General features: G+C 68.2%; 15 protein-coding genes. 10 read left to right on the top strand and 5 right to left on the bottom strand.

Annotated elements, in window-relative coordinates; all coding sequences use genetic code 11:
• Window positions 1-62 precede the first annotated feature (62 nt).
• From glmU to sufU, 10 genes are all read left to right on the top strand, one after another.
• Window positions 63-1,574, top strand: a complete 1,512-nt coding sequence (gene glmU, locus C566_RS0112380; RefSeq protein WP_018774663.1) for a bifunctional UDP-N-acetylglucosamine diphosphorylase/glucosamine-1-phosphate N-acetyltransferase GlmU — start codon at window positions 63-65, stop codon at window positions 1,572-1,574.
• Between the two features lie 5 nt (window positions 1,575-1,579).
• Complete coding sequence (locus C566_RS0112375) at window positions 1,580-2,560, top strand: ribose-phosphate diphosphokinase (RefSeq protein ID WP_018774662.1); 981 nt, start codon at window positions 1,580-1,582, stop codon at window positions 2,558-2,560.
• A 277-nt stretch (window positions 2,561-2,837) separates the two neighbouring features.
• Window positions 2,838-3,437, top strand: coding sequence for a 50S ribosomal protein L25/general stress protein Ctc (locus C566_RS0112370; RefSeq protein WP_018774661.1), 600 nt, complete (start codon window positions 2,838-2,840; stop codon window positions 3,435-3,437).
• A 143-nt stretch (window positions 3,438-3,580) separates the two neighbouring features.
• A complete protein-coding gene (gene pth, locus C566_RS0112365) occupies window positions 3,581-4,168 on the top strand; it encodes an aminoacyl-tRNA hydrolase (RefSeq protein WP_018774660.1) in 588 nt (195 codons plus the stop codon).
• 239 nt (window positions 4,169-4,407) lie between these two features.
• On the top strand, window positions 4,408-7,152 hold the full coding sequence (locus tag C566_RS0112360) for a helix-turn-helix transcriptional regulator (protein WP_018774659.1): 2,745 nt from the start codon (window positions 4,408-4,410) through the stop codon (window positions 7,150-7,152).
• On the top strand, window positions 7,130-9,853 hold the full coding sequence (locus C566_RS0112355) for a LuxR family transcriptional regulator (protein WP_331271121.1): 2,724 nt from the start codon (window positions 7,130-7,132) through the stop codon (window positions 9,851-9,853). Before C566_RS0112360 ends, C566_RS0112355 begins: the two co-directional genes overlap by 23 nt.
• 285 nt (window positions 9,854-10,138) lie before the next feature.
• Window positions 10,139-12,880 (top strand): LuxR family transcriptional regulator, encoded by a 2,742-nt coding sequence (locus tag C566_RS0112350; protein ID WP_018774657.1) that lies wholly within the window; start codon window positions 10,139-10,141, stop codon window positions 12,878-12,880.
• Window positions 12,881-12,951: 71 nt separating this feature from the next.
• A complete protein-coding gene (locus tag C566_RS0112345) occupies window positions 12,952-15,675 on the top strand; it encodes a helix-turn-helix transcriptional regulator (protein ID WP_018774656.1) in 2,724 nt (907 codons plus the stop codon).
• 944 nt (window positions 15,676-16,619) lie between these two features.
• Complete coding sequence (locus C566_RS0112340; protein WP_018774655.1) at window positions 16,620-17,927, top strand: SufS family cysteine desulfurase; 1,308 nt, start codon at window positions 16,620-16,622, stop codon at window positions 17,925-17,927.
• An 11-nt stretch (window positions 17,928-17,938) separates the two neighbouring features.
• The gene (gene sufU, locus C566_RS0112335; RefSeq protein ID WP_018774654.1) at window positions 17,939-18,394 is read left to right on the top strand and encodes a Fe-S cluster assembly sulfur transfer protein SufU; all 456 of its coding nucleotides are present in this window, start codon (window positions 17,939-17,941) and stop codon (window positions 18,392-18,394) included.
• Between the two features lie 10 nt (window positions 18,395-18,404).
• On the opposite strand, the gene C566_RS0112330 is transcribed toward sufU, so the two are convergent.
• The 5 genes from C566_RS0112330 to C566_RS0112310 form a co-directional block, all read right to left on the bottom strand.
• A complete protein-coding gene (locus tag C566_RS0112330) occupies window positions 18,405-19,718 on the bottom strand; it encodes a UDP-glucose dehydrogenase family protein (RefSeq protein ID WP_018774653.1) in 1,314 nt (437 codons plus the stop codon).
• Window positions 19,719-19,747: 29 nt separating this feature from the next.
• Entirely contained in the window at window positions 19,748-20,191 is a 444-nt protein-coding gene (locus C566_RS21435; protein WP_018774652.1) for a VanZ family protein, read from the bottom strand.
• A 110-nt stretch (window positions 20,192-20,301) separates the two neighbouring features.
• Window positions 20,302-20,523 (bottom strand): SCO4848 family membrane protein, encoded by a 222-nt coding sequence (locus tag C566_RS0112320; RefSeq protein WP_018774651.1) that lies wholly within the window; start codon window positions 20,521-20,523, stop codon window positions 20,302-20,304.
• Between the two features lie 4 nt (window positions 20,524-20,527).
• On the bottom strand, window positions 20,528-21,025 hold the full coding sequence (locus C566_RS0112315) for a DUF2505 domain-containing protein (protein ID WP_018774650.1): 498 nt from the start codon (window positions 21,023-21,025) through the stop codon (window positions 20,528-20,530).
• Between the two features lie 47 nt (window positions 21,026-21,072).
• Window positions 21,073-22,638: an SDR family oxidoreductase gene (locus tag C566_RS0112310; protein ID WP_018774649.1), complete on the bottom strand. Its 1,566-nt coding sequence runs from the start codon at window positions 22,636-22,638 to the stop codon at window positions 21,073-21,075.
• Window positions 22,639-22,672: the final 34 nt, after the last annotated feature.

Here is a 22,672-nt window from a genome sequence, read left to right as displayed (position 1 = left end):
TGAGCCCCGAGAATACTGGCCCAGCCGCCGTGATCGTCCTAGCTGCAGGGGCCGGTACCCGGATGAAATCCCGTACCCCCAAAATTCTCCACGAGATCGGCGGCCGCTCCCTGGTCGGCCACGCGCTCCAGGCGGCCCGCAGTATCAACCCCCGTGAGCTGGCCCTCGTAGTCCGGCACGAACGCGACCTCGTGGCCGCCCACGTCGCCGCCCTCGATCCGCAGGCCCAGATTGTGGACCAGGACGATGTACCCGGCACCGGCCGCGCGGTCGAAGCGGCACTGGAAGCGCTCGACACGCTCGACCCCCAGGGGCCGCTGGGCGGAACGGTCGTGGTCACGTACGGCGACGTCCCGCTGCTCACCGGCGGCCTGCTCGCCGAGCTCGTCGCCGCCCACGAGGCCGAGGGCAACGCCGTCACCGTCCTCACCGCCGTGCTCGACGACGCCACCGGCTACGGACGCATCCTCCGCGCAGAAGACGGAACCGTCACGGGAATCCGCGAACACAAGGACGCCACCAGCGCCGAACGCGAAATCCGTGAGGTCAACTCCGGCATCTACGCCTTCGACGCCGCCGTGCTGCGCGACGCGCTGGTCCACGTCACCACGGACAACGCCCAGGGCGAAAAGTACCTCACCGATGTCCTGGCCCTGGCCCGCGCCGCGGGCGGCCGCGTCGCCGCCGTCGTCACCGAAGACCGCTGGCAGGTGGAGGGCGCCAACGACCGCGTCCAGCTCTCGGCGCTCGGCGCTGAACTGAACCGCCGCACCCTCGAAGCCTGGATGCGCGCCGGCGTGACCGTCGTGGATCCCGCCACGACGTGGATCGACGCCACGGTGACGCTCGACGAGGACGTCCGCCTCCTGCCCAACACCCAGCTGCACGGCAGCACCACGGTGGCGCGCGACGCCGTCGTCGGCCCGGACACCACGCTGACCGACGTCACGGTGGGAACCGGCGCCACGGTGATCCGCACCCACGGCTCCGGCTCCACGATCGGGGCGCGCGCCAGCGTGGGCCCCTTCACCTACCTGCGCCCGGGCACCTTCCTGGGCGAGACCGGCAAGATCGGCGCGTTCTACGAAACCAAGAACGTCACGATCGGCCGCGGCTCGAAGCTGTCCCACCTCGGCTACGCCGGGGACGCGGAAATCGGCGAGGACACCAACATCGGCTGCGGCAACATCACCGCCAATTACGACGGCGAGAAGAAGCACCGTACGGTGATCGGCTCGGGTGTGCGCACCGGTTCGAACACCGTGTTCGTGGCCCCGGTGCGCGTGGGCGACGGCGCCTACAGCGGCGCCGGCGCGATCATCCGCCAGGACGTCCCGGCCGGCGCCCTCGCCGTCACCCTGGCCAAGCAGCGGAACTCCGAAGGCTGGGTTGCGGCCAACCGCCCCGGTTCCGTCTCCGCCGCCCTGGCCGAGTCCGCCCTGGCCGAGTCCGCCCTGGCCGAGTCCGCCAGTGCCGGATCAGGCCTGGCCCAATCCGCCGCCGCGGTCGATACAGTCGCCGCGGGCGCCGCCCCAACATCCTCCACTACTCCGGCACCGACAGAAGAGGGCTAGCAATCATGAGCGAAATTACGGCACACGGCGAGAAGAAGCTGGTGCTGGCCGCGGGGCGCGCGCACCCTGAGCTGGCGAAGGAGATCGCGAAGGAGCTCGGCACCGAACTGCTGCCCCTGGACGCCTACGACTTCGCCAACGGCGAGATCTATGTGCGGGCCGGCGAGAGCGTCCGAGGCACCGACGCCTTCGTGATCCAGGCCCACCCGGCCCCGTTGAACAACTGGCTCATGGAACAGCTGATCATGATCGATTCGCTCAAGCGGGCCTCCGCCAAGCGCATCACTGTCGTGTCCCCGTTCTACCCCTACGCCCGGCAGGACAAGAAGGGCCGCGGCCGCGAGCCGATCTCGGCACGCCTCGTCGCCGACCTGTACAAGACCGCCGGCGCCGACCGCATCATGAGCGTGGACCTGCACACGTCCCAGATCCAGGGCTTCTTCGACGGCCCCGTGGACCACCTGATGGCCATTCCGCTCCTGGCCGACTACATCCGCACCCGGGTTGGCTCGGACAAGGTCACGGTCGTCTCGCCGGACACCGGCCGCGTCCGCGTGGCCGAGCAGTGGGCCGAGCGCCTCGGCGGCGCGCCGCTGGCGTTCGTGCACAAGAGCCGGGACCTCACCGTGCCCAACCAGGCCGTCTCCAAGACGGTCGTGGGCCAGATTGAAGGCCGCACCTGCGTCCTGATCGACGACATGATCGATACCGGCGGAACCATTTCCGGCGCCGTCCAGGTGCTCAAGAACGCCGGCGCCAAGGATGTCATCATCGCCGCGACCCACGCCGTGTTCTCCGATCCGGCGGCCCGCCGGCTGTCCGAGTCCGGGGCCCGCGAAGTTGTGGTCACCAACACGCTGCCGATCACCGCGGACAAGCGCTTCCCGCAGCTGACCGTGCTGTCCATCGCGCCGCTGATCGCCCGCGCCATTCGTGAAGTGTTCGACGACGGTTCCGTCACCAGCCTTTTCGACGGCCAGGCCTGAGCCGGCCGGCGGAGGGCCCGGTTTCAGAAACCGGTCCCTCCGCTGGTAGCCTTGTACCGAAACCTTGGCGAGGGAGCGCGCCGGCATTCCGTATTGAATTCCGTTTTGATGGGAAATTAATCGGAATCCGGACTGCTGGTCTCCGTGATCGACTGGGTCTGAATCTCCTTCTGAAGGGCAGCCGCACGGCAGCCCGGCGTTGAAGGTCGTAAACAGACCTCCGCCCTTGCTGAACACCGTTTAGTCCCACAGCTTGAAATCCCACGAGGAGATAACCATGTCTGAGCAGAAGCTCGCAGCAGAAGTCCGCACCGAATTCGGCAAGGGCTTCGCCCGCCGCGCCCGCATGGCCAACCTGATCCCGGCCGTCATCTACGGCCACGGCGCCGAGCCGATCCACATCACCCTGCCGGCGAAGGCCACCACCCTGGCCGTCCGCACCGCCAACGCCCTGCTGACCCTGGACATCGACGGCGAGCAGCACCTGGCCCTCGTCAAGGACATCCAGCGCAACCCGATCAAGCAGATCATCGAGCACCTCGACCTGCTGACCGTCCGCACCGGCGAGAAGGTCACCGTTGACGTGCCCGTTCACCTCAGCGGCGAACTGGCTCCGGGCAACGTCCACAACCTGGAAATGACGGTCGTTTCCGTCGAGGCCGAGGCAACCCACCTGCCGACCGCCATCGAGGTCAGCATCGAAGGCCGCAGCGCCGGCGAGCACATCCACGCTTCCGACCTCGTCCTGCCGAAGGGCTCCACCCTGCTGGCCGACCCCGAAGCACTCGTCGTCAACATCTCCGAGGCCACCGAAAACGTCGAAGAGGGCGAAGAGGGCGAAGCCGCTGCCTCGTCAGCCGAAGCAGCAGCCGAGTAATTCCGGCGAGTTTACCGGCGGCCGGGTCCCTCAGGGGCCCGGCCGCCGTCGTCTCCGGTGCCGTATCCCGCGCTGGCCCCGCCCCGCTCGCGGCGCCCCACTGACCCCGCCCCACCGACCGCGTCCCACCGAAGGACTGATCCATGACCGACACCTGGCTGATCGTAGGCCTTGGCAACCCCGGATCCGAGTACAGCCACAACCGGCACAACGTCGGCCAGATGGTCCTGGACGAACTCGCCTCGCGCGTCGGCGGCGGCTTCAAGTCGCACAAATCGCGTGCCCAGGTCCTCGAAGGGCGCCTGGGCATCGGCGGGCCCCGGATCGTGCTGGCCAAGCCGCTGTCCTACATGAACGTCTCCGGCGGCCCGGTGTCTGCCCTGGCCCAGTTCTACGGGATCGATCCGGACCATGTCATTGCCGTCCATGACGAGATCGACATCCCCTTCGACACCGTGCGGCTCAAGATCGGCGGCGGCGAAGGCGGCCACAACGGACTGCGCGACATCTCCAAGGCCCTGGCCACCAAGGACTACCTGCGTGTGCGGGTGGGCGTCGGGCGTCCGCCCGGACGGATGGAGACCGCGGACTTTGTCCTGCGTGACTTTTCCGCGCCGGAGAAGAAGGAACTGCCCTTCCTCATCGACTCAGCCGCCGACGCCGTCGAAGTTCTGGTCCGGGACGGCCTCACCGCCGCCCAGCAAAAGTTCCACCCCGCCAAGGCGACGTAGCGCCTCTCGGACCTCAGCGCAGGCAAAATAGCACGCGGTCAAAATGCCCCGACGGCGGGCCGGCCCGGGCCCCCGGCAGGCGCCGGACGACTAAGTTGCATGCGGATTACGGGTTTCCTTTCCAAGCTTTCCGCATTCCGGCTATGATCTGTCTACTCTCATGTCGGGGGATAGGGATACGCTACTTCTAAGTGGGCAGTCCGGGGTTGCTGTCTGCAAAGCGGTACGAAGGAAACTACATGTCGAGGGATTCGCTGGGCTGGGGGAATGTTTCCACTACATTGGCACCCGCCGAAGAAGAACATGCTGCCGGCCAGGTCGCGAGACACGGCTGGTCCGGTTTGGCGCGGAACGCTGATGCGGAGCGTGTCCGCCAGGAACTGCTTGCCCACGACCGGATGGGCGTCGTCATCACCGGCGACCGCGGTGTGGGCAAGACGCTTGTCGGCAGGACTGCCCTCGCGGGCTTCGGGCCCGAGGTGTACACCATCCAGCTCCGCAGTTCAGGGCCGGGTTCGGCAACGCCGTACGGCTGCCTCGCCTTCACCCTTGCGCGGCTCCCGCAGAGTTCCCTGGGCTCGCCGACAGCCATCCTGCACGGCATTACCTCGCTGATACGCGACGACGCCGCCGGCCGCCAGTGCGTGATCCTGCTGGACAACGCCGGCGCCCTCGACGAACTCAGCACCGGGGTCCTGCTCAACCTGCTGCAGACCCGGACCGCCCGGTTGATCGCAACTGCCCAGCGCACAACCGACCTTCCGCCCGACTTCTACTGGCTCATCACCTCGGGCCAGCTTGCCGAGGTCCGGCTCGCCAACCTGACCGAGCTCGAGACCCTGGAGGTGCTGCAGTCAGCCTTGGGCCATCGGGTCTCGACCGCCCTGGCAAGCCAGTTGCACCAGCTGGTAGGCGGCAGCCCCACGCTCCTGCAGGCCGTCGTCTCCGAACAAATCGAACGCGGAAACCTTGTCCTGTCCGGATCCGTGTGGACACTGCTCGATGAGGTTGTGCTGGATGGCCGGACGGCGCTGGAGGATATTGTCCGGGCCAGGTATGCCAGGGAAACACCCGAGGCCCGGGAAGTCATCGACGTCCTCTCCTGCGCCCGGACCCTGCCCCTGTCCCGGCTCGCCAGGATGTACAGCCCCGGTGTTATTGCCGACATGGAAGAGGCCGGCCAGATCGTGGTCGACCGCGCGGACCGGCACCTCGTCACGCTGGGCGACCGCTACCTCGGCGACATTGTCCGCAATTGGCTCAGCGTGGAGCGCCGGCTGGAGCTCCGGGACAAGGTCCCCGGGCACCAGGAACACGAGCTGGACGAGCTGACCGTGGAAGACCTGCTGGCCTACGCGGCGTGGACCCACGACTGCCACGCCCAGCTGGCACCCGCCCATGCCGTGGCGGCTGCCAGTGCCGCCGTCAAGCTCTTCGACCCGAAATTTGCCCTCAAATGCGCCGGCAGCCTCTCTCCCTCGGACCCTGAGTGGGCCGAAGGACAGCTGCAGAAATCGGCCGCCTACCTCCAACTCGGCCTGCCGCTGCAGGCCATGTCCGCGCTGGACGACGTCTCCGAGCGGCAGGTCAACGACCTCGCGGCCGAGAACTTTGCCGAATTCATCGCGGCCAAGGCTGACTGCATGGCCTGGCTGGACGACCGCTCCAGCCAGGTCCCCGAACTGCTCCAGCAGGCCAGGGTCCGGCTCCAGGACCTGAGCCTGGACGAGCCGTCCCCCGCCCCTGCGGCGTTGGCCCGGGCCGGGCTTTGCCTGGATCTGTGCGAGTTCAACTATTTCTCCTTCATCGGGGATTTCGAGCCCATGATGGAGCGGCTTGCCACCGCGGCCACCACGGACGTCCCGGGGCCCGATCCCGTGCACCGGCTCAGGTCGGCCATCATCCTGATGGAGGCCTGGTCCATGACCGGTCACGAACTCGATGCCCGCGCACTTATGCGGGAAATCGGTGGGCAGCTGGGCGAGTGGTCCAACGTGCCGCGCATCCGCGAAAACTTCGCGTGGCGCTCTTTCAACGTGCTGCTCCTCTCGGGCCTGTGGCGCCAGGCCATCGACATGCTCAAGGACGCGAGCGGCCGGGCCGGGCACGGGCTGCATTCCGGCAGCGCCGCAACAGACCTCGCCGTCGGGCTCGCCTATGTCTATGCCGGCCGCGGTTACATGGCCCTGGATCCGTTGCTGGCCGCGATCGCCCAGCTGGAGGTCCGGGCGAGCCTGCAGTCCCTGCGCCAGGCTTACGCCGCCACGGCTTTTGCCTACGCCCAGACCGGCAACTCGGTCCAGGCCACGGTCTACCTGGACCGGGCCCGCTCGGCTGACGGCCCGGCCCGCTTCACGGTTGGCAGTTCCACCGAGTTCTGCATGGATATGGCGTCGCGGTGGCTCGGTGACCCCGAGGCCAAGGACCGGCTGATACGGTCCGCGGAGGAACATTTCCGGAAGGGCCGCTACACGCTGGCCGGCATCTGCATGCTCGGGGCCACCGTGAACGGAACCGTCAAGGATTTTCTTTTCATGGAGGAAATCGCCGGGTTGCGGCAGGGACCGCTTGCCGAGCTGTCCCGGACGGTCGCCGTCGGCAGCCGGAAGAAGGACGCCGCGATCATGCTCGAAGCGGCCGAGCAGGCCGCGGGCCTCGAACTGGACGCCGTCCAGGCCCGGTGCGCCGCGCTCGCATTCGACTTCGCGAAGGGCGCCGGGCTGACCGCCAGCGCCAACGCCGCCTACAGCATGCTTGAGAGCCTCTCGGAGTCCGTACCGGCGCTGCCCGTCATGCCGCGCAACAAGGGCCCGCTGCTGACGGACCGGGAGCGGCAAATCGCCACCCTGGCCGGGAACGGGGTCTCCAACAAGGACATCGCCCTGGAAGTGGGCATTTCCGTCAGGACTGTGGAGGGCCACCTGTACCAGGTGTTCACGAAGCTCGGCGTTTCTTCGCGAAGTGATCTGCTTGGACTCATCTAAGGGGCCGGCGGGAACTCCCGGCACGGTGCCGAACCGCGCCTTGACCGGGAGGTCGGAAGATCTGATGTCAGCAGTGGAAGCCCTCCGGGGCGGCAGCCATGTGGCCGTGTTCGTCCTCGGCGACAGCGGGATGGGCAAATCACGGCTCATCGATGCCGTTGTCGGGGAGCTGGGCCCGGAAGTGACGCCGGTGCCGATCCACGGCAGCGCGTCGCTGACCAAGGTGCCCTACGGTGTCCTCGGTCCCTTCATCGTCGGACTGCCGGTCCAGGAAGCAACATCGCAGCTGGCCGTGTTGAGGACGCTGTGGGCGCATCTGGAGGAGCAGAAGCGGGCCACCCAGAAGCCCCTCCTGCTGGTCGTCGACGACGCGCACGATCTCGACGAGGCGACGGCCGGAATCCTTGCGGAGCTGGCGGCGGCCGGCTGGGCGAAACTGCTCGTGGGCGCGGCAGCCCGGCCCGGACTGCCGGAACCGCTCCTGCAGCTCTGGTTTGAAGGGATCGCCGAACGGCACGACCTCCGCCCGCTCACCCTCGCGCAGACCACAGAGATGCTGGAGGGCGAGCTCGGTTCGCAAGTGCTGCCAAACGTCGCCGAGATCCTCTGGGAGGCTTCCGGCGGCAACCCGATGCTCCTCAACGGGCTCCTGGACGATGCCAAGAACGACGGGACGCTGCTGCGGCGCAACGGTGTCTGGTTGTTCACCCGGCACCTGAACAGCCACGGCGACCGGCTGACCGACGTCGTGCGCCGCCAGCTGCTGATGCGCTCGCCGGAAGAACGGCAGGCGCTGAACCTGGTGGCGCTGGCCGAACCCGTGTCCCGGGAACTGATCGAGTCTGTGGCCGGCGAAGAGGCCGTGGGATCGCTGATCGACAGCGAACTGATCCGGGTCACGGACACCGGGTCGGGTGAGCTGCGGCTGTGGCATACCGTGTACGGCGACACGCTGCGGAACCTGATTTCGCCGGCCAGGAGCCTACAGCTTCGGCAGAGCCTGCTGCGCAAGATGGACAGCGAGCCGACGTCGGCCGAGGGACTGTTGCGGCATGTGAGCTGGTCGATCGAATGCGGCGCGGAGGTCGAGGACCGGCAGCTCCTGAGGGCCGCCGTGCTGGCAAGCCGGCTTTACGAGGACGAGCTCGCCCGTAAGGCTGCAGTCCTTGTCAAGGATCCGGAACTGAAGATGGCGGCCCGCGCCGTGATAGCACGGACCCGCTACAACGCCTCTGACTACGTGGCGGCCCGGGATATCCTCGACGCCGATTTCGGCCAGGGAAACAGCATCCCCGGGCTCCTGACCGGATCCCTCCTGTGGGCCGCAGCGATGTCAGCGCTGGGCCACACGCCGGCAGAGATCATGAAGCGGGCACAGGCGCTCCGACGCGCGGCCGAACGCCTCGCAGCCGCCCGGCCGGACGACGCCGAAGCCATTCACCGTGCCACGGAAGAGCGGCTGGAGACCATGGAAGCCATGGTCCTGGCGCTGGCAGGCGAGTACGCGGCCGCTCCGGCCGCGGCGGCGTCCGCCGAGGACGCGGCTGCCGGCACCCCGCCCTCGAACACCCTCGTACAGGCGTTCCGGCTCTGCCTCGACGCGGAGCGGCTCCTGGCCGGCGGCAAGGGACTGAGCGCCCTCGCCGCGATGACCCGGGCCATGGAGGCCGCCGGGGCCGATCATGATGAGCTCTACTTCCTCACCGACTTCCTCGTGGTCCGGTCCGCAGCCGCCGCAATCCACTCCGGCGACTGGCAGGGGGCGGAAAGCCTCCTGACCGGCTTCGTCGCCGGTTCCGGGCCCAACTTGATTTCCTTCGGCGGGGGAGTGCACGCGGCTCACGGCATCATCCTGCTCTACCAGGGCAAGGCTGCCCAGGCCCTGAACACGCTGAGTGCCGCGCTCGAAGCGCTGCGGTTGACCGACCCTCAGCAGCTTTTCGCGCTCACGGCGGCCATGGCCTTCGCGGCAGCCGCCGAAGTCGGTGCCCAGACGAAGGCAGAGCTTCTCCTCGCCGACTTCGAGGCAGCCCCCGCGGCCTTGCCAAGGTACATGCGCTCGCTGGCCGCGATGGCCGTGGTCTATGGAAAAGCCCGGCTCGGGAACTACCCCGGTGCCATCGCGGAACTGAAGCGGCTCGGCCGCCCGTACCCGGAGGTGGACACCGCCGGCCTTGAGCTCGACTCGCTGGCCTTTTGCCTGGCCCTGGGGGACACGGACTCCGCGCCGAGGCTGCTCGAACTCCGGGCCGGGCTTGAGGGCCCAAGGCCCGCCGCGATCTGCGCCTACGCCGCAGCCATCAGCACGGACAACGCCGCCGACCTCCTTGAGGCCGCGAAAACCTGTGAGACGGCGGAGCTGTGGGCCTTTGCCGCCCTTGCCTACGACGCCGCGGCGCATGTCTACCGGGCCTCGGGCGACACCCTCAGGGAGCGCATGGCCAACTCCCAGCGGAAGCGGTGCCTGGACCGGGCCGACGACCTTCCCGGTGACGAAGCGGCCAAGAGCGATGACTCACTCGGCATACTGACCCGCCGCGAGCGCGACATTGTGGCGCTTGCGGTACGCGGCCTCACCGACCGGCAGATTGCCGCGGAGCTGCAGGTGTCCGTGCGCACGGTTGAGGGCCATCTCTATCGCAGCTACGCCAAGCTCAACGTCAAGGGCCGTGAACAGCTTCCCGGCATCGGCGGGCACTAGCGGCAGGCAAAGGGAGAGGGCCCTTGGGGCCGTATCCGGAGCGACGGCGGCCCCTGGCGGGCCGTAGTTCCCGTGTCCGGGCCGCTACGGTCGCCGGACACGTGCAGCGGGATTGCGACTACTTGGTTTGGGCCTTGCGGCGGGGCCGGTCCAACTGAGTACAGCTACGTAGAGCGGGCCGAATACTCGCTGCGTAATCGAGTACTACTTACGCATCCGGAAAATACGCGTAGTCCCTACCGTTGAGGTATCACCGCTCACACTTTGATTGCGAAGGTCTCTCATATGTTCCAGCAAGACGCCGGCTTGCCTGCGGGCAGCGGCCAGACAGAAGTAGTTTTTCCGGCGCAAAGAAGCGGTTACGGCCGCAGTAAGGACAGACCCTTCACCCGCCAGGAAGTCGTTGCCGACATCGTCGGGACCCTGACGTCGGGTTCCGGCTGCGGCATAGTACTCGTGGGCGACCACGGGGCCGGCAAGTCCTTTATCGCCCAGCGTGCCCTTGAGCAACTCGGCGACGAGTACCTGGTAGTCCAGGTCAGGGGCAGCTCAATATCCTCCAAGCTCCCCTACGGGGCCCTGAGCGTCCTGCTCAACGACCTCGACGCCTCCCACCTCGAGCACCCGCTGATGGTGCTGCGCGGACTGACCCAGCTGCTCCACACCAAATCCGAGGGCCGGCAAATCGTCCTCTTCGTGGACAACGCCCACGACCTCGACGAGCTCTCCAGCATGATGGTGGCCCAGTTGAGCGCCGGGTCCCATGTCACGTTGCTGGCGGCGTGCGTGGACATGCCCCACATCGGCGGCGACATCATGGGCCTGTGGAAGGATGACCTGCTCCGACGGGTGGACCTCGGACCGTTCGACTTCGAAGAGACGGCATCAACGTTGCACCACGAATACGGCGGCCGGTTCTCCCTCACCGCCGCCCGGGCGCTCTGGAGCGCGAGCGGTGGCAACCCCTTGTTCCTCCATTCCCTGGCCCGGGAGCAGATCAAGCTGGGCACAGTCGTCCGCCAGGACGGTGTATGGTTCCTGGGCAACGGCCCCATCGCCTTGACCGGAGAGATCCGGGACGTCGTGAAGGCACGACTCAACCGGCTCGGCAACGGCCAGCGCGACGTCTTTGAACTGCTGGCACTCGCCGGGGCGGTCCCGCTGCAGACCCTCATGCTCATCGCCAACCCGCAGGATATGGACGCGCTCCAGGAACGGGCCCTGATCCGGGTCACCCATGACCACCCGCCGATGGTCAGCGTCGCCAACCCGGTCACCGCCGGCATTGTCGCTAACGTGGTCCCGCCCGGGCGCAGCGCCGAACTCCGCCGCCGGCTCACGGCCGTGCTCCAGGAGTCGGACACGGTCGACACGGGCGGTTCGGCCGGTGTCGCCTGGGCTCTGGACTGCGGGGAAGAGGTGAGCACCGGGGTGGCCCTGGCGGCCGCCCGCGCCGCGAACGGTGCATCCGACCACGCCGCCGCCTTGCGATTTGTCCAGGAGGTCGAAGGAAGCGAACCGGCCGCCCTGATCGCCATCGAAACAGCAAATGCCCACATCTCGGTGAACAACGAGGAGTCCGCGCGCCGGGTGCTGGAGGCACTCGATGACGAAGCGTGCGCGAAGCTTCCCCTGAGCGAGTGGACCGCCTTGCAGCTCCTGCGCGTGGAACTGGACAAACGCAGCACCGCGCCGGGCGCCGATCCCGAGGCGCGGATACAGGAGTTCGCAGAGCGGCTGGCTGCCGAGCCCGCGGCGCAGAGTTCACTTGTAGTTGCGGCCCGGGAGCGGCTGCGGCTGGCCGAGGCCGGGCTCGCCGCCTTCCGTGGCCGCTACGCCGAAGTCCTGGCCATAACAGACGGCGTGGACGAGGGGGACCTGGGCAGCGAACCAAGGATTTTGACCGCCAGTGTGCGCAGCGAGGCCCTGGCCGTCACCGGCAACGTGGTGCGGGCGCTGGCCCTGGGCCAGCAGATCCTGGCGGCCACAGCCAACGTGCGTCTCACGGACCATGCGGTTCGTGAGATCAGGGGCAGGTTCCTGCTCCTCCTGTTGCTTTCGGGCAAGTTCAAGGAAACGTCCGTCTATCTCGAGGAGACGTACAGCGGCGGAGAGCCCCAGACCAGGCTGGGAGGGATGTTCGAGATAGGGCACGGCGTCATGGACCTGCATGCCGGACACCTCGACGACGCCTTGTCCCGGCTTCAGGCAGGCCGCTGGCAGCTTCGGGCGCAGGACCCCGACGCTTTGGGTGGCCTGGCCGCGGCCGTGTGCGCCTATGCCGCCGCGCTCCAGGGCGAAGAGGAAGTGGCCGGCCTGCTACTTGGCGATCTTGCCCAGGTCCGGCGGCCTGCGGCCTGGCTGGTGGAACGGCTCACACGTTATTTCGAACTGTCGGCCCAGGCCGAGCTCGGTCAGAGGGCAATGTCCATCCGCGCACTCGCGGCCGAGGCGGGCAACGACATCGAAACTTCAGCACTGGCTCCCGCGCTCCTGTTCCAGTCCGCCGCCGCCCGGTTGGGGGACCGCCAGGCGGGCCAGAAGCTCGGCAGCCTGAGCGGGAGGGTGACCGGACAATTCGCGGCCCTGTGCTCGCGGCTGGCCGAAGGCATGCGGGAGGCTGACAGCGAACAGTTGCTGGGGGCATCCAAGGACGCTGAAGCATTCGGCAACACCGTGTTCGCCAGGGACGCGGTGCGGAAAGCCGTCGGCTGCGCGAACGACGCCGGCAACCGGATCGCGCTGCGGATCGCCCAGCGGGCGCAGCAGTCCCTCGATGACAAGTTCGGCAGTCCGAAGAACGGTCTGCGTTCACTCACAACCTCAACCCTGACGGCGAGGGAATGTGAAGTGGCGGTCCGGGCCGCTGCCGGTACGTCCAACCGCAAGATCGCGGAACAGATGCACGTTTCGGTCCGCACTGTGGAGGGACACCTCTATCAGGTGTATTCGAAGCTGCACGTCGCCAGCCGATCGGAACTCAAAGATGTCATCTCGACTCCGGCAGACAGCGCCCGGCTCGGCTGACCCCGGCAGGCTGCAGGCGGCATCCCGGGCGGCTATTCAAGACGGGCAGAAGCTGGCAGGAAGAACCGGCGATGGAAAGCCTGGCTGAGACCTCAGCGCTGATCGAGCGCTCGGCGCTGGTCAAGGACCTGGTGCGTTGCCTGCGTGACGACACCCGTTCAGGTGCGCTCATCATCGGCGGCGCGGGCGCGGGCAAGACCGCCGTCGTCAAAGCCGCCATCCGCGAACTCGAGCCCCACCGCCGCCTGATTCGGCTGACCGCCACCCCGGCCCTGGCCAGCGTTCCTTTCGGTGCCCTGGCGCCGTACTTGTCCCGGCTTCCTGACCGGGAACTCGACTCCAACGCCGCCGTCGTAGAAGCGATGGCGGGCAGCCTGAAATCCGAGGCGGACCGCCCTCTGTTTGTGGTCGACGACGCGCATTGCCTCGACCATGGAACCGTCCGGCAGTTGGCGCAGGCGGCGGCGACTGGCGCCGCGGGAATCCTCGTGGCCTGCCGTCCCGGGCCGATGATTCCGGAAGAGTTCCTCGCGCTCTGGGACGACGGGATTATCGCCAAGTTCGACCTTTACCCGCTGAGCCGGACCGGAACACACCAATTGTGCGAGCAGGTCCTGCGGGCCGACGTATCTCCGTGGGTCAGTGCGTTGTTCCATAAGGCGGCCGACGGCAATCCGCTCATGCTGATGTCCCTGATCCAGCATGCCCGTGCCAGCGGCGCTTTGGGCCTCCGGCACGGCGTGTGGTTCCTACTGGCCAACCCCGACATGGCCCAAGTGCCGGCCGCCGACGTTGTGGACCGGCAGTTGCGCTCCATGACACCGGAGGAAAAGACCGCAGCGACGATCGTCGCCCTGGCAGGACCCCTATCCCTGGCCCAGATTCTGCGGATCAGCGGTCCCAAGGCCGTCGATGCCCTGGACACGGCGGGCATCATCGCTGTCTCCAAGGGGCAGGACCGGTTGGTGCGGCCCGCCAGCCCGATCCTTGGCGAGATCATCCGCCACCGGGTCCCGGCCGGCCGCAGTTCGGCCCTGCGTTCGAGTGTGTTGTCGCTTCCGTCGGCGCGGGCCGCGGCGCCGGGAGCGGCCCTCAACCGGCTGCGCTGGTCCATGGACTGCGGCGTAGAGATCCCTCCGCTCCAGCTCCTGCAAGCCGCTGTCGCCGCGAACACGGACTTGGACCCTGCGACCGCGGCCCGGGCGGCTGGCGCCATCCGGGACGCCCGGTTCCTCCCCGAGGCCAGGATCCAGTTGGCCTATTCGCATTTCATTGCCGGGCACACCGAGGCCGCTGTCGCGTGTCTCGAGGCCGCGTGGCCGGTGCCCTCCGGACGGCCGTCCTACCTGGCTGCCCTGCTCGCAGCCCGGCTCGGGTCTGCGACGCCGGCCCGGCAAGAGCATGCCGACGCCGTCACACAACGCCCAGGCTTGGTGTTGCCCATGGAACCAGGGCTCCTGGAATCGCGGGCACGGGATTCGCTGTCTGCGGAAATCGCAGCTTGCACCGGCGGTCCCGGACACGCTCCGGCAGGACGGCCGTCGGACGGGACAGCCGCTGGGGGACTGGCCACAGAGCTTTTGAGTCGCCCGTGGGATGGCAGGTTCACGGCAGTGGGAACCGTGCTGCGCGAACTCATCGACGCGGCCGGCGCCTATCCCGAAATCCGGGTACCGGCAGTTTCCCTCCTCGCCGAACTTTTGACCGCCCAAGGCCAACTCCGGGCAGGGCTGCGTTTGGACGGCGAGGCATGGGGCGGGGCCCGAAACGCGAGTCTGGAGCTCCCCCTGGTCTACGAGGACCTCGTGGTGCGCCATTGCTTGAACCTGATCTCGGCCGGCGACTGGGACCGGCTCGGAAATGTCCTGGACGATTACGCGGCCCGTGAGCCTGGACGGCTGCTGTACAGCGGCGGCATGCTGCACCTCATGCGGGGATATTCGCGGTTGCGGCAGGGCAGGATGCGTGAAAGCCTGGCCGAACTGCGGCTGGGTGTGGAGGAACTGACTATCGCCGACCCGTTGGGCCTGTTGCCGTTTGCGCGCGCCGTCGCGGCCTATGCCGCAGGCGCCGTCGGTCGCCACCATGAGGCCCGCCAGCATGTGCTGGCCTACCGGCTTTCGGTGTACCGGGAGCCGAAAACCCTTCACCTGCTGGCAGAGGCGTACTGCCGGGCGGCTGAACCCGGAGAGGGGCCCGGAGGGAGCGGTGCCGGGGCGTTGGCGCGGCTGGCGGACGAGGCCCTGCACGAGAGCCTGCGGGGCGTTGAAACCGATATCAGGCGGCTCGCGCTCCGCGGCGGTGACACCTCGGGCGCCGAGGCCCTCGCCCTCAGCAGCGGAGCGGTCGACGGCCCCGAGGCCCGGCTGGTGGAGTCCTACGCGCGAGCGGTGTCGGCGTCCGATGCGTCCGACCTCATTGGCATCAGCGACGACGCGCTCAATGCAGGGCACGGGCTCCTTGCCCTTGAAGCCGCCCAGCAGGCGGAGCGTATCCTGGCAGACGACCCGGAGCGGTGGAGGCTTACCGCGGTCCAGCGCCGGGTCCATCACCGCCTCGTGGAGGCCGGAATGTCCGCGCAATTAGAGGTCGTCCGCAGCGATCACGGCGCCCCGTTGACTGCCCGTGAGACCGAAGTCCTGGAACTGGTGTCGGGCGGGGCCACGAACGCCGAGATCGCCACCGCGCTCTGCGTGTCCCTACGGACCGTGGAGGGGCACTTGTCCCGGATCTTCGCCAAGCTCGGCGTTGGCCGGCGGGCGGACCTCCTGGACCTCGGCCCCCTGCACTCCTGACCGGACCGGGCACGACATGAATTGGCTATTGCTGCGTACAGCACGGGTGGCCGCGGGAGCAGCGGGAGTAGCTCCAAGTAGTGCCAAGGCGAGTAGGGCGTCAGAAGTCGGGTAAACGCTACTCGTGTGCAGAGCCGGTCCGGGCGATTGACTTAACCCAGTCCCACGAACAGTTCCAACCCGAACAGCTCACAACCCCAACAGTTCCAACCCGAACAGCTCCAACCCGAACAGCTCACAAAGGTCTCAAAATGAGGAACTTGAGGGCGGTTATCAACCGCAAGCATCGACCGAGGAAAGTGTGGTCTCGAATTCCTTGCTTGCGGATGCAGCCACTGCCACCATTAGAGGTGATCGGGCCGTAATCTTTTCCACCAACTCCTTCATTGGAACCGTGCGGTGCCCCAACAGGCAGCCACACGCCAAGGTCGGAGCCGGCGGCGTCAGAGCCTTCTGAGACCGAGGCTCTCCCCCCAGCCGCCGCCGGCTCCCTTAATCGGTCTGAACGCGGGTCCGCGCCATCGAGAAGCGCGAACCTGGCAGGTGCGCCGTCGGAGATCGCCGCAGGGGGTAGCGGCGTGTGACGACGCCTTGTGGGCATTCCCTAGCCGGTCCCGGCAATAAGCGCCGCCACGTCGGGCAAGCCACCCGCCACCGCAGTGCGGGCCGGCTCGTACCCGCAGTGAGCGCCGGGAGGCCACCCGCGGCGCCGGCACGTCGGGCAAGCCCCCGCCACCGCAGTGCGGGCCGGCCAGAGGTTCCGGCGCCGCCGTTGGATGTCACCCCCACCGAGTTCCGCGGTGTGCGGGTCCGCGCGGTGGCCGCGCAGGAGCGCTGCTGGAACGTGGGATAATTAGGCTTAATCTGTGTGACGTATTTTCCGCGCTGGCTGCCAGGCCGGCGCGGTGTACGCCGCAGCGAACGCCGATCCAGGAGTCTCCGCCATGGTTGCCACCCCAGCCCACCTCCGCCGCTCTGCCGCCGCGCTCGGAAACGAGGAGGTCCTGAGGATCCGCAACGACTTCCCGATCCTGCAGCAGCACGTCAACGGCAGGCCGCTCGTTTACCTGGACTCCGGTGCCACCTCGCAGAACCCGCTCAGCGTGCTCGCGGCCGAGCAGGAATTCTATGAGCAGCGGAACTCCGCGGTCCACCGCGGGGCACACCACCTCGCCGTCGAGGCCACCGAGGCGTTCGAAAACGCCCGGGAAACGGTGGCGGACTTTGTCGGGGCGGAGTGGGATGAGCTGATCTGGACCTCCAACGCCACGGAGGGCCTGAACCTGCTCACGTACTCCTTCCTCAACGCGTCCCTGCCGGGCGCCGGACCCGAAGCGGCCCGGTTCGCCCTGGCCCCGGGCGACGAGCTCGTCGTCACGGAGATGGAGCACCACGCCAACCTGATCCCCTGGCAGGAGCTGGCGGCCCGGACCGGCGCCGTCGTGAAGTTCATCCCGATCGACGACGCCGGCGCCCTGGACCTGGAGGCCGCCGCCGGCATCATCGGCCCGCGCACCCGCGTCCTGGCGTTCACGCACGCGTCAAACGTGCTCGGCACCATCAACCCGGTGGCCGCCCTGGTGGCCCTGGCCCGGTCCGCCGGGGCCCTCGTGGTGCTCGACGCCTGCCAGTCCGCGCCGCACCTGCCCCTGGACGTCAAGGCGCTCGACGTCGACTTCGCGGTGTTCTCCGGCCACAAGATGCTCGCCCCCACCGGCATCGGCGCCCTCTATGGCCGCTCGGAGCTGCTCAACGCGATGCCGCCGTTCCTGACCGGCGGCTCCATGATCACCACCGTCACGATGGAACGGGCGGGTTTCCTGCCCAGCCCGCAACGCTTCGAGGCCGGCACCCAGCGCATCTCGCAGGCGGTGGCTCTCGCCGCGGCGGTAAACTACCTCAGCGAAACCGGGATGGACCGCATCCACGCCTGGGAAGCCGAACTGGGCCAGCGCCTCGTGCGCGGCTTGGAATCCATCCCAGGGATCCGGGTGCTGGGTCCCGCGGCCGGGCAGGAACGGATTGGCCTGGCGGCATTCGACGTCGCGGGCGTCCACGCGCACGACGTCGGCCAGTTCCTGGACAGCCGCGGCATCGCCGTGCGGGTCGGCCACCACTGTGCCCAGCCCCTGCACCGCCGGCTCGGGCTGACGGCGACGACGCGCGCCAGCACGTACCTTTACAACACCACGGACGATGTGGACGCGTTCCTGAACGCGGCCGCCGATGTCCGTGCCTACTTCCAAGCCTAGGACGGACATCTATGAGTCTTGACCAGCTTTACCAGCAGATCATCCTCGAACACGCCAAGGCCCGGCACGGCAGCGGCCTGGCCGCCGCGGACGCACCCAAGGAGGCCAGCTCCGGCCAGTCGCACCAGCTGAATCCGACCTGCGGCGACGAAATCACGGTCCGGGTGTCCGTGGCCGGCGGGAAGGTCAGTGAGCTGCGCTGGGACGGCGACGGCTGCTCAATCTCGATGGCCTCGGCGTCCGTGCTGACGGACCTCGCCGAGGGCATGACCGTCGCGGAACTCCGTACCGTCATCGACAGCTTCCGCGAGGTGCTGCGCTCGCGCGGCAAGGTGCCGGCCGACCCCGAGGTGCTCGGCGACGCCGCGGCGTTCGAGGGCGTGTCCCGCTACGCTGCCCGGGTCAAATGCGCCATGCTCTCCTGGGTGGCCGCGGAGGACGCCCTCGGCCAGGCGCTGACGGCCTGACGGCAACACGTCAGGGGCGGCCCAGGCCCTTGTAGGTCCACCCGGCGGCCCGCCACTTGGCAGGGTCCAGGACGTTGCGGCCATCCAGGATGCGCGGCGCGGACACGAGCGCTTTGGCCGCGTGCGGATCCAGCTCCCGGTACACCTGCCACTCGGTCAGCAGCAGCACGGCATTGGCCCGGTGCAGCGCCGTCTCAAGGTCCGGTTCCAGCTGGAGTTCGGGGAACCGCTTGGCGGCGTTGGGCAGGGCTTGGGGATCGGTGACCGTCACCACTGCGCCCTGCAATTGCAGCTGCGCGGCGGCGCTCAACGCGGGGGAGTCCCGGACGTCGTCGCTTTCGGGCTTGAACGCCGCACCCAGGACGGCGACCCGCTGGCCCAGCAGGGACCCGCCGCACAGTTCGCGCGTCAGCTCCACCACCCGGGTCCGGCGCCGCATGTTGATTGCATCCACTTCCCGCAGGAATGTCAGGGCCTGGTCCGCCCCCAGCTCGCCGGCGCGGGCCATGAAGGCACGGATGTCCTTGGGCAAGCACCCGCCGCCGAATCCGATGCCTGCGTTCAGGAACTTCCGCCCGATCCGCTCGTCGAGCCCGATCGCATCAGCCAGCCGGGTGACGTCAGCGCCGCTGGCTTCGCAGACCTCGGCCATGGCGTTGATGAAGGAGATCTTGGTCGCGAGGAACGAGTTGGCTGCCGTCTTCACCAGTTCCGCCGTGGCGTAGTCCGTCACCAACCGGGGTGTCCCGCCTGCGAGGGGCGTCTCGTAGACCCTGTCGAGGACGGCCACCGCGGGATGGTCTTCGCTGCCGTCCGGTGTGCCGTAGACAAAGCGATTCGGGTTCAGGGTGTCCGTCACGGCATGGCCTTCGCGCAGGAACTCGGGATTCCAGACCAGCGAGGCGCCGGGCTCCGCGTCCGCCAGCACCTCGGCCAGCCCCGCGGCGGTTCCCACAGGTACCGTGGATTTCCCGGCGACGACGTCGCCGGGGGAGACGTACTCAGCGAGCGAGGCGACGGCGGCGTCGACGAAGCGCAGGTCGGCGCCGTTTTCGCCGCGCTTCTGCGGCGTTCCGACGCAGATGAAGTGGACCTCGGCGCCGCGGGCGGCCGCCATGTCGGTGGTGAACCGCAACCGGCCCGACTCCTCAAGTTGGGACAGCAGGTCGTCGAGCACGGGTTCGTAAAAGGGGGCGTGGCCTGCTGAAAGCTGGGCCACCTTGTGTTCGTCGACGTCGATTCCGACAACGTCGTGACCCAGCTTTGCCATGCAGGCAGCATGTACCGCGCCCAGGTAACCGCAACCAATGACCGAGATCCGCATAGTTCCGATTTCCTCCCGTCGGGCCCTGTTCACAGGGTACGTGGTGGACGTCGGGATCGAACAGCCTCTCGGCGTACCATGAACAGCCTGGCCGCCAGCGCGCCGGCCATGGCGCCGATCGTGTTTGCGGCGACGTCGGCAGCGGAGGGAAAGCGCGCCGGCAGGAATGCCATTTGGCCAAGTTCGATCACGACGGAGAGCATGAACCCGGCGACGGCACCGCCCCACCAGTGCCGCAGGCCCAGGATGATGGCGACCAGGGCTCCCAGCGGAGCAAACAGGACCACGTTCGAGGAAAATTCCACGACGCCGTAGTCGAACCAGGGAGGGACGCCCCAGCGGTGCAGTTGCCGGAGCCACCGATTGAGGTTGTTGGCCGCGCCCCGGTCAACGGGCACCGGCCAGAAGGCAATCAGGCCGAGGACCGGAACACACGCGCACAGGCCCCAGATGGCGACGCGGCGGGGTAGCAACTGGCGTCCCCTTTCAGCGGTGCACCTTTTTGCTGATTCTAGCGGCCGGCACGCCACGAAAGCAGGAAACCGGCACACCGGCGGGCATATGACCGCCGGTGTGCCGGTTGCTAGCTGAGCAGCCCGGCCACGCCTATCGCCGCCGTCGCGGCCCCCAGCAGCATGGAGATGCTGACCAGGACCACATGGACGGTAAGGAAGCGTGTGGCCTTGCCGTTGGCATCGCGTGCACGCGGATCCTTCATGACCCGGCGCAGGAACTGCGGCCAGACAACCAGGGACCAGACGCCGGCGACGATCAGGACGACGGCGAGGACCGCGGGCAGTTCCACTGGGTCAGTGGCTTTCGAGCCAGGCCTGGGCCTGCTGGGACTGCAGGTTCAGGGCCTTGCCGACCATCGGTTCTGCGGCGTCGGCGATCTTGCCGCCGAGGAACGGCACCGAGGAGGTCACGTCGCCCTCGAGCTCGATCCGGGTGCTGCCGCCGTCGGACACGAGACGCTGGACAGCGTTCACGTCCAGCGGTGCGCCGGAGACCTTCAGGGAGATCGTGCTCTGCCGGGAACCGTCGGCGGTGGGGGCCTCCCAGGCCTCCAGCTGCGTCACCTTCAGGCTTGCGCCGACAAATTTCCGGGCGATGTCGGGCATCCGGGTGGTGGGGATGGTCCGCACGGTGGTGGTGCTGAAAGCGCCGGCGGGGTCTCCGTCGATGGCGAAGGATTCCAGGGTGCCGCCAACGAGTTCGCTCGTGTGGCGCAGGAAGTCTTCATTGACGAAAACCGCGGTAACGCGGTCAACGCTGTGCGGAACGGTGGTGGATGCACTCAGGGCCATAGGGGGTCCTCCGTGATGTGGAAGTGGACGTTTCGGGCTCCAACATCCTACGTCGTGTGCCCGGCTGGCTCCGATTCGAGGTTTTCCAGATCCCGGGCGGCGGCGGTGATATTCCGTGACATGGCGGGAAAAATGATGCTGTGGAAAGGGAGCACTGCGAGCCAGTAGAGGCGGCCGCTGAGGCCCTTGGGGAAGAAAATGGCGCGCTGGCGGTAGCGGCTGCCCGTCCCCTCCGGCTCCACGGAAAGTTCGAGCCAGGCCCGGCCCGGGGCCCGCATTTCGGCCCGCAGCCGCAGCAGCCGGCCCCGGTCGATCCTCTCGACCCGCCACCAGTCCACCACCTCGCCCTCGGCCAGCAGGTGCGGGTGCCGGCGGCCCCGCAGCAGCCCCGCCCCGCCCGTGAGCTTGTCCAGCCAGCCGCGCACCTGCCAGGCGAGCGGCAGGGAGTACCAGCCGTTCCGGCCGCCGATTCCTTCGATGACGGTCCAGACATACTTGGGGTCCACATCGCTTTGGAAGCTGCGTTCGTCCACGTACACGGCGTGGCCGGACCAGTCCGGGTCGCTCGGCAGGGGATCGGCGTCGACGCCGGCGCTGGCCCACGTGGTCTCCACCTGGCCGTCGCGTTCCTTGCCCAGGGCGAGGGCCACGGCCCGCCGGTAGGGGGTCAGGCCGCCCTCCGGCGCAGGGATGTACGCATCGATGTCGTGCTCGGCGGCGATGGCGTCGTGCTGGAGCGATTCGACGAGCGGCAGGGACATGGAAAGCGGGATCGGGGTGGTCAGCGCCACCCACAGGCCGGCCAGTTTGGGGGCGGGCACCGGCAGCGCCAGCACCACCCGGTGCGGCAGGCCGGCCTCGGCGGCGTATTCCTGCATCATTCCGGCGTAGCTGAGCACCTGGCGGCAGCCGATGTCGAAGGTCCGGTTGATGGTTCCTTCCAGCGACGCCGCGGCCACGAGGTAGTACAGGACGTCGCGGACGGCGATCGCCTCGATCTTGTTGCGCACCCAGCTCGGGGCCGGCATCAGCGGGAGCGTCTCGGACAGATGCCGGATCATTTCGAACGACGCCGAGCCTGAGCCGATCACGACGCCGGCCTGGAAGACCACTGCGTCCACCGGGCTGTCCAGGAAGACCTTCCCCACCGCCTCGCGGGAGCGCATGTGGGTGGACAGTTCGGCGCCGGCCGGGTGCAGGCCGCCGAGGTAGACGATCCGGTCCACCCCGGCGGCGGCCGCGGCCCGGGCAGCCGTCCCGGCCATCGCCTTTTCCTTGGCCTCGAAGCCGGCCCCGGCCGCCATGGAATGGACCAGGTAGTACAGGACGTCGACGCCGTCGAGCGCCGCCTGCAGGGCGTCGCCGTCGTCGAGGCTGCTGTGGATCACCTCGACGTCGTCCAGCCACGGCACGCCGGCGATCTTGGCCGGGGTGCGGACCACGACTTTGACCCTGTGTCCGGCTTCCAGGAGCCGGGGGACGAGCCGGCCGCCGATGTAGCCGGTGGCCCCGGTGACGAGCACGGTCTTCGGGGATGCGGCCTTTGCGGTGGTTGCCTGCGGGGCTGGAGCAGGAGTTCCAGCGGGTTCAGGGGTTGCGGTTGTGCCGTTCATGGTGACTCCTTGTCAGCCAGCGGTTGGCGGGTGG

The organism is Arthrobacter sp. 131MFCol6.1, assembly GCF_000374925.1.
Lineage (GTDB): Bacteria > Actinomycetota > Actinomycetes > Actinomycetales > Micrococcaceae > Arthrobacter.
The sequence above is the reverse complement of the archived record's forward strand: the minus strand, read 5'-3'. Positions and strand labels throughout refer to the sequence as shown.

Excerpts from the sequence above, each read along its gene's own strand:
- glmU (WP_018774663.1), top strand. The coding sequence starts at position 63 with ATGAAATCCCGTACCCCCAAAATTCTCCACGAGATCGGCGGCCGCTCC.
- C566_RS0112375 (WP_018774662.1), top strand. The coding sequence starts at position 1,580 with ATGAGCGAAATTACGGCACACGGCGAGAAGAAGCTGGTGCTGGCCGCG.
- C566_RS0112370 (WP_018774661.1), top strand. The coding sequence starts at position 2,838 with ATGTCTGAGCAGAAGCTCGCAGCAGAAGTCCGCACCGAATTCGGCAAG.
- pth (WP_018774660.1), top strand. The coding sequence starts at position 3,581 with ATGACCGACACCTGGCTGATCGTAGGCCTTGGCAACCCCGGATCCGAG.
- C566_RS0112360 (WP_018774659.1), top strand. The coding sequence starts at position 4,408 with ATGTCGAGGGATTCGCTGGGCTGGGGGAATGTTTCCACTACATTGGCA.
- C566_RS0112350 (WP_018774657.1), top strand. The coding sequence starts at position 10,139 with ATGTTCCAGCAAGACGCCGGCTTGCCTGCGGGCAGCGGCCAGACAGAA.
- C566_RS0112345 (WP_018774656.1), top strand. The coding sequence starts at position 12,952 with ATGGAAAGCCTGGCTGAGACCTCAGCGCTGATCGAGCGCTCGGCGCTG.
- C566_RS0112340 (WP_018774655.1), top strand. The coding sequence starts at position 16,620 with ATGGTTGCCACCCCAGCCCACCTCCGCCGCTCTGCCGCCGCGCTCGGA.
- sufU (WP_018774654.1), top strand. The coding sequence starts at position 17,939 with ATGAGTCTTGACCAGCTTTACCAGCAGATCATCCTCGAACACGCCAAG.
- C566_RS0112330 (WP_018774653.1), bottom strand. The coding sequence starts at position 19,718 with ATGCGGATCTCGGTCATTGGTTGCGGTTACCTGGGCGCGGTACATGCT.
- C566_RS0112315 (WP_018774650.1), bottom strand. The coding sequence starts at position 21,025 with ATGGCCCTGAGTGCATCCACCACCGTTCCGCACAGCGTTGACCGCGTT.
- C566_RS0112310 (WP_018774649.1), bottom strand. The coding sequence starts at position 22,638 with ATGAACGGCACAACCGCAACCCCTGAACCCGCTGGAACTCCTGCTCCA.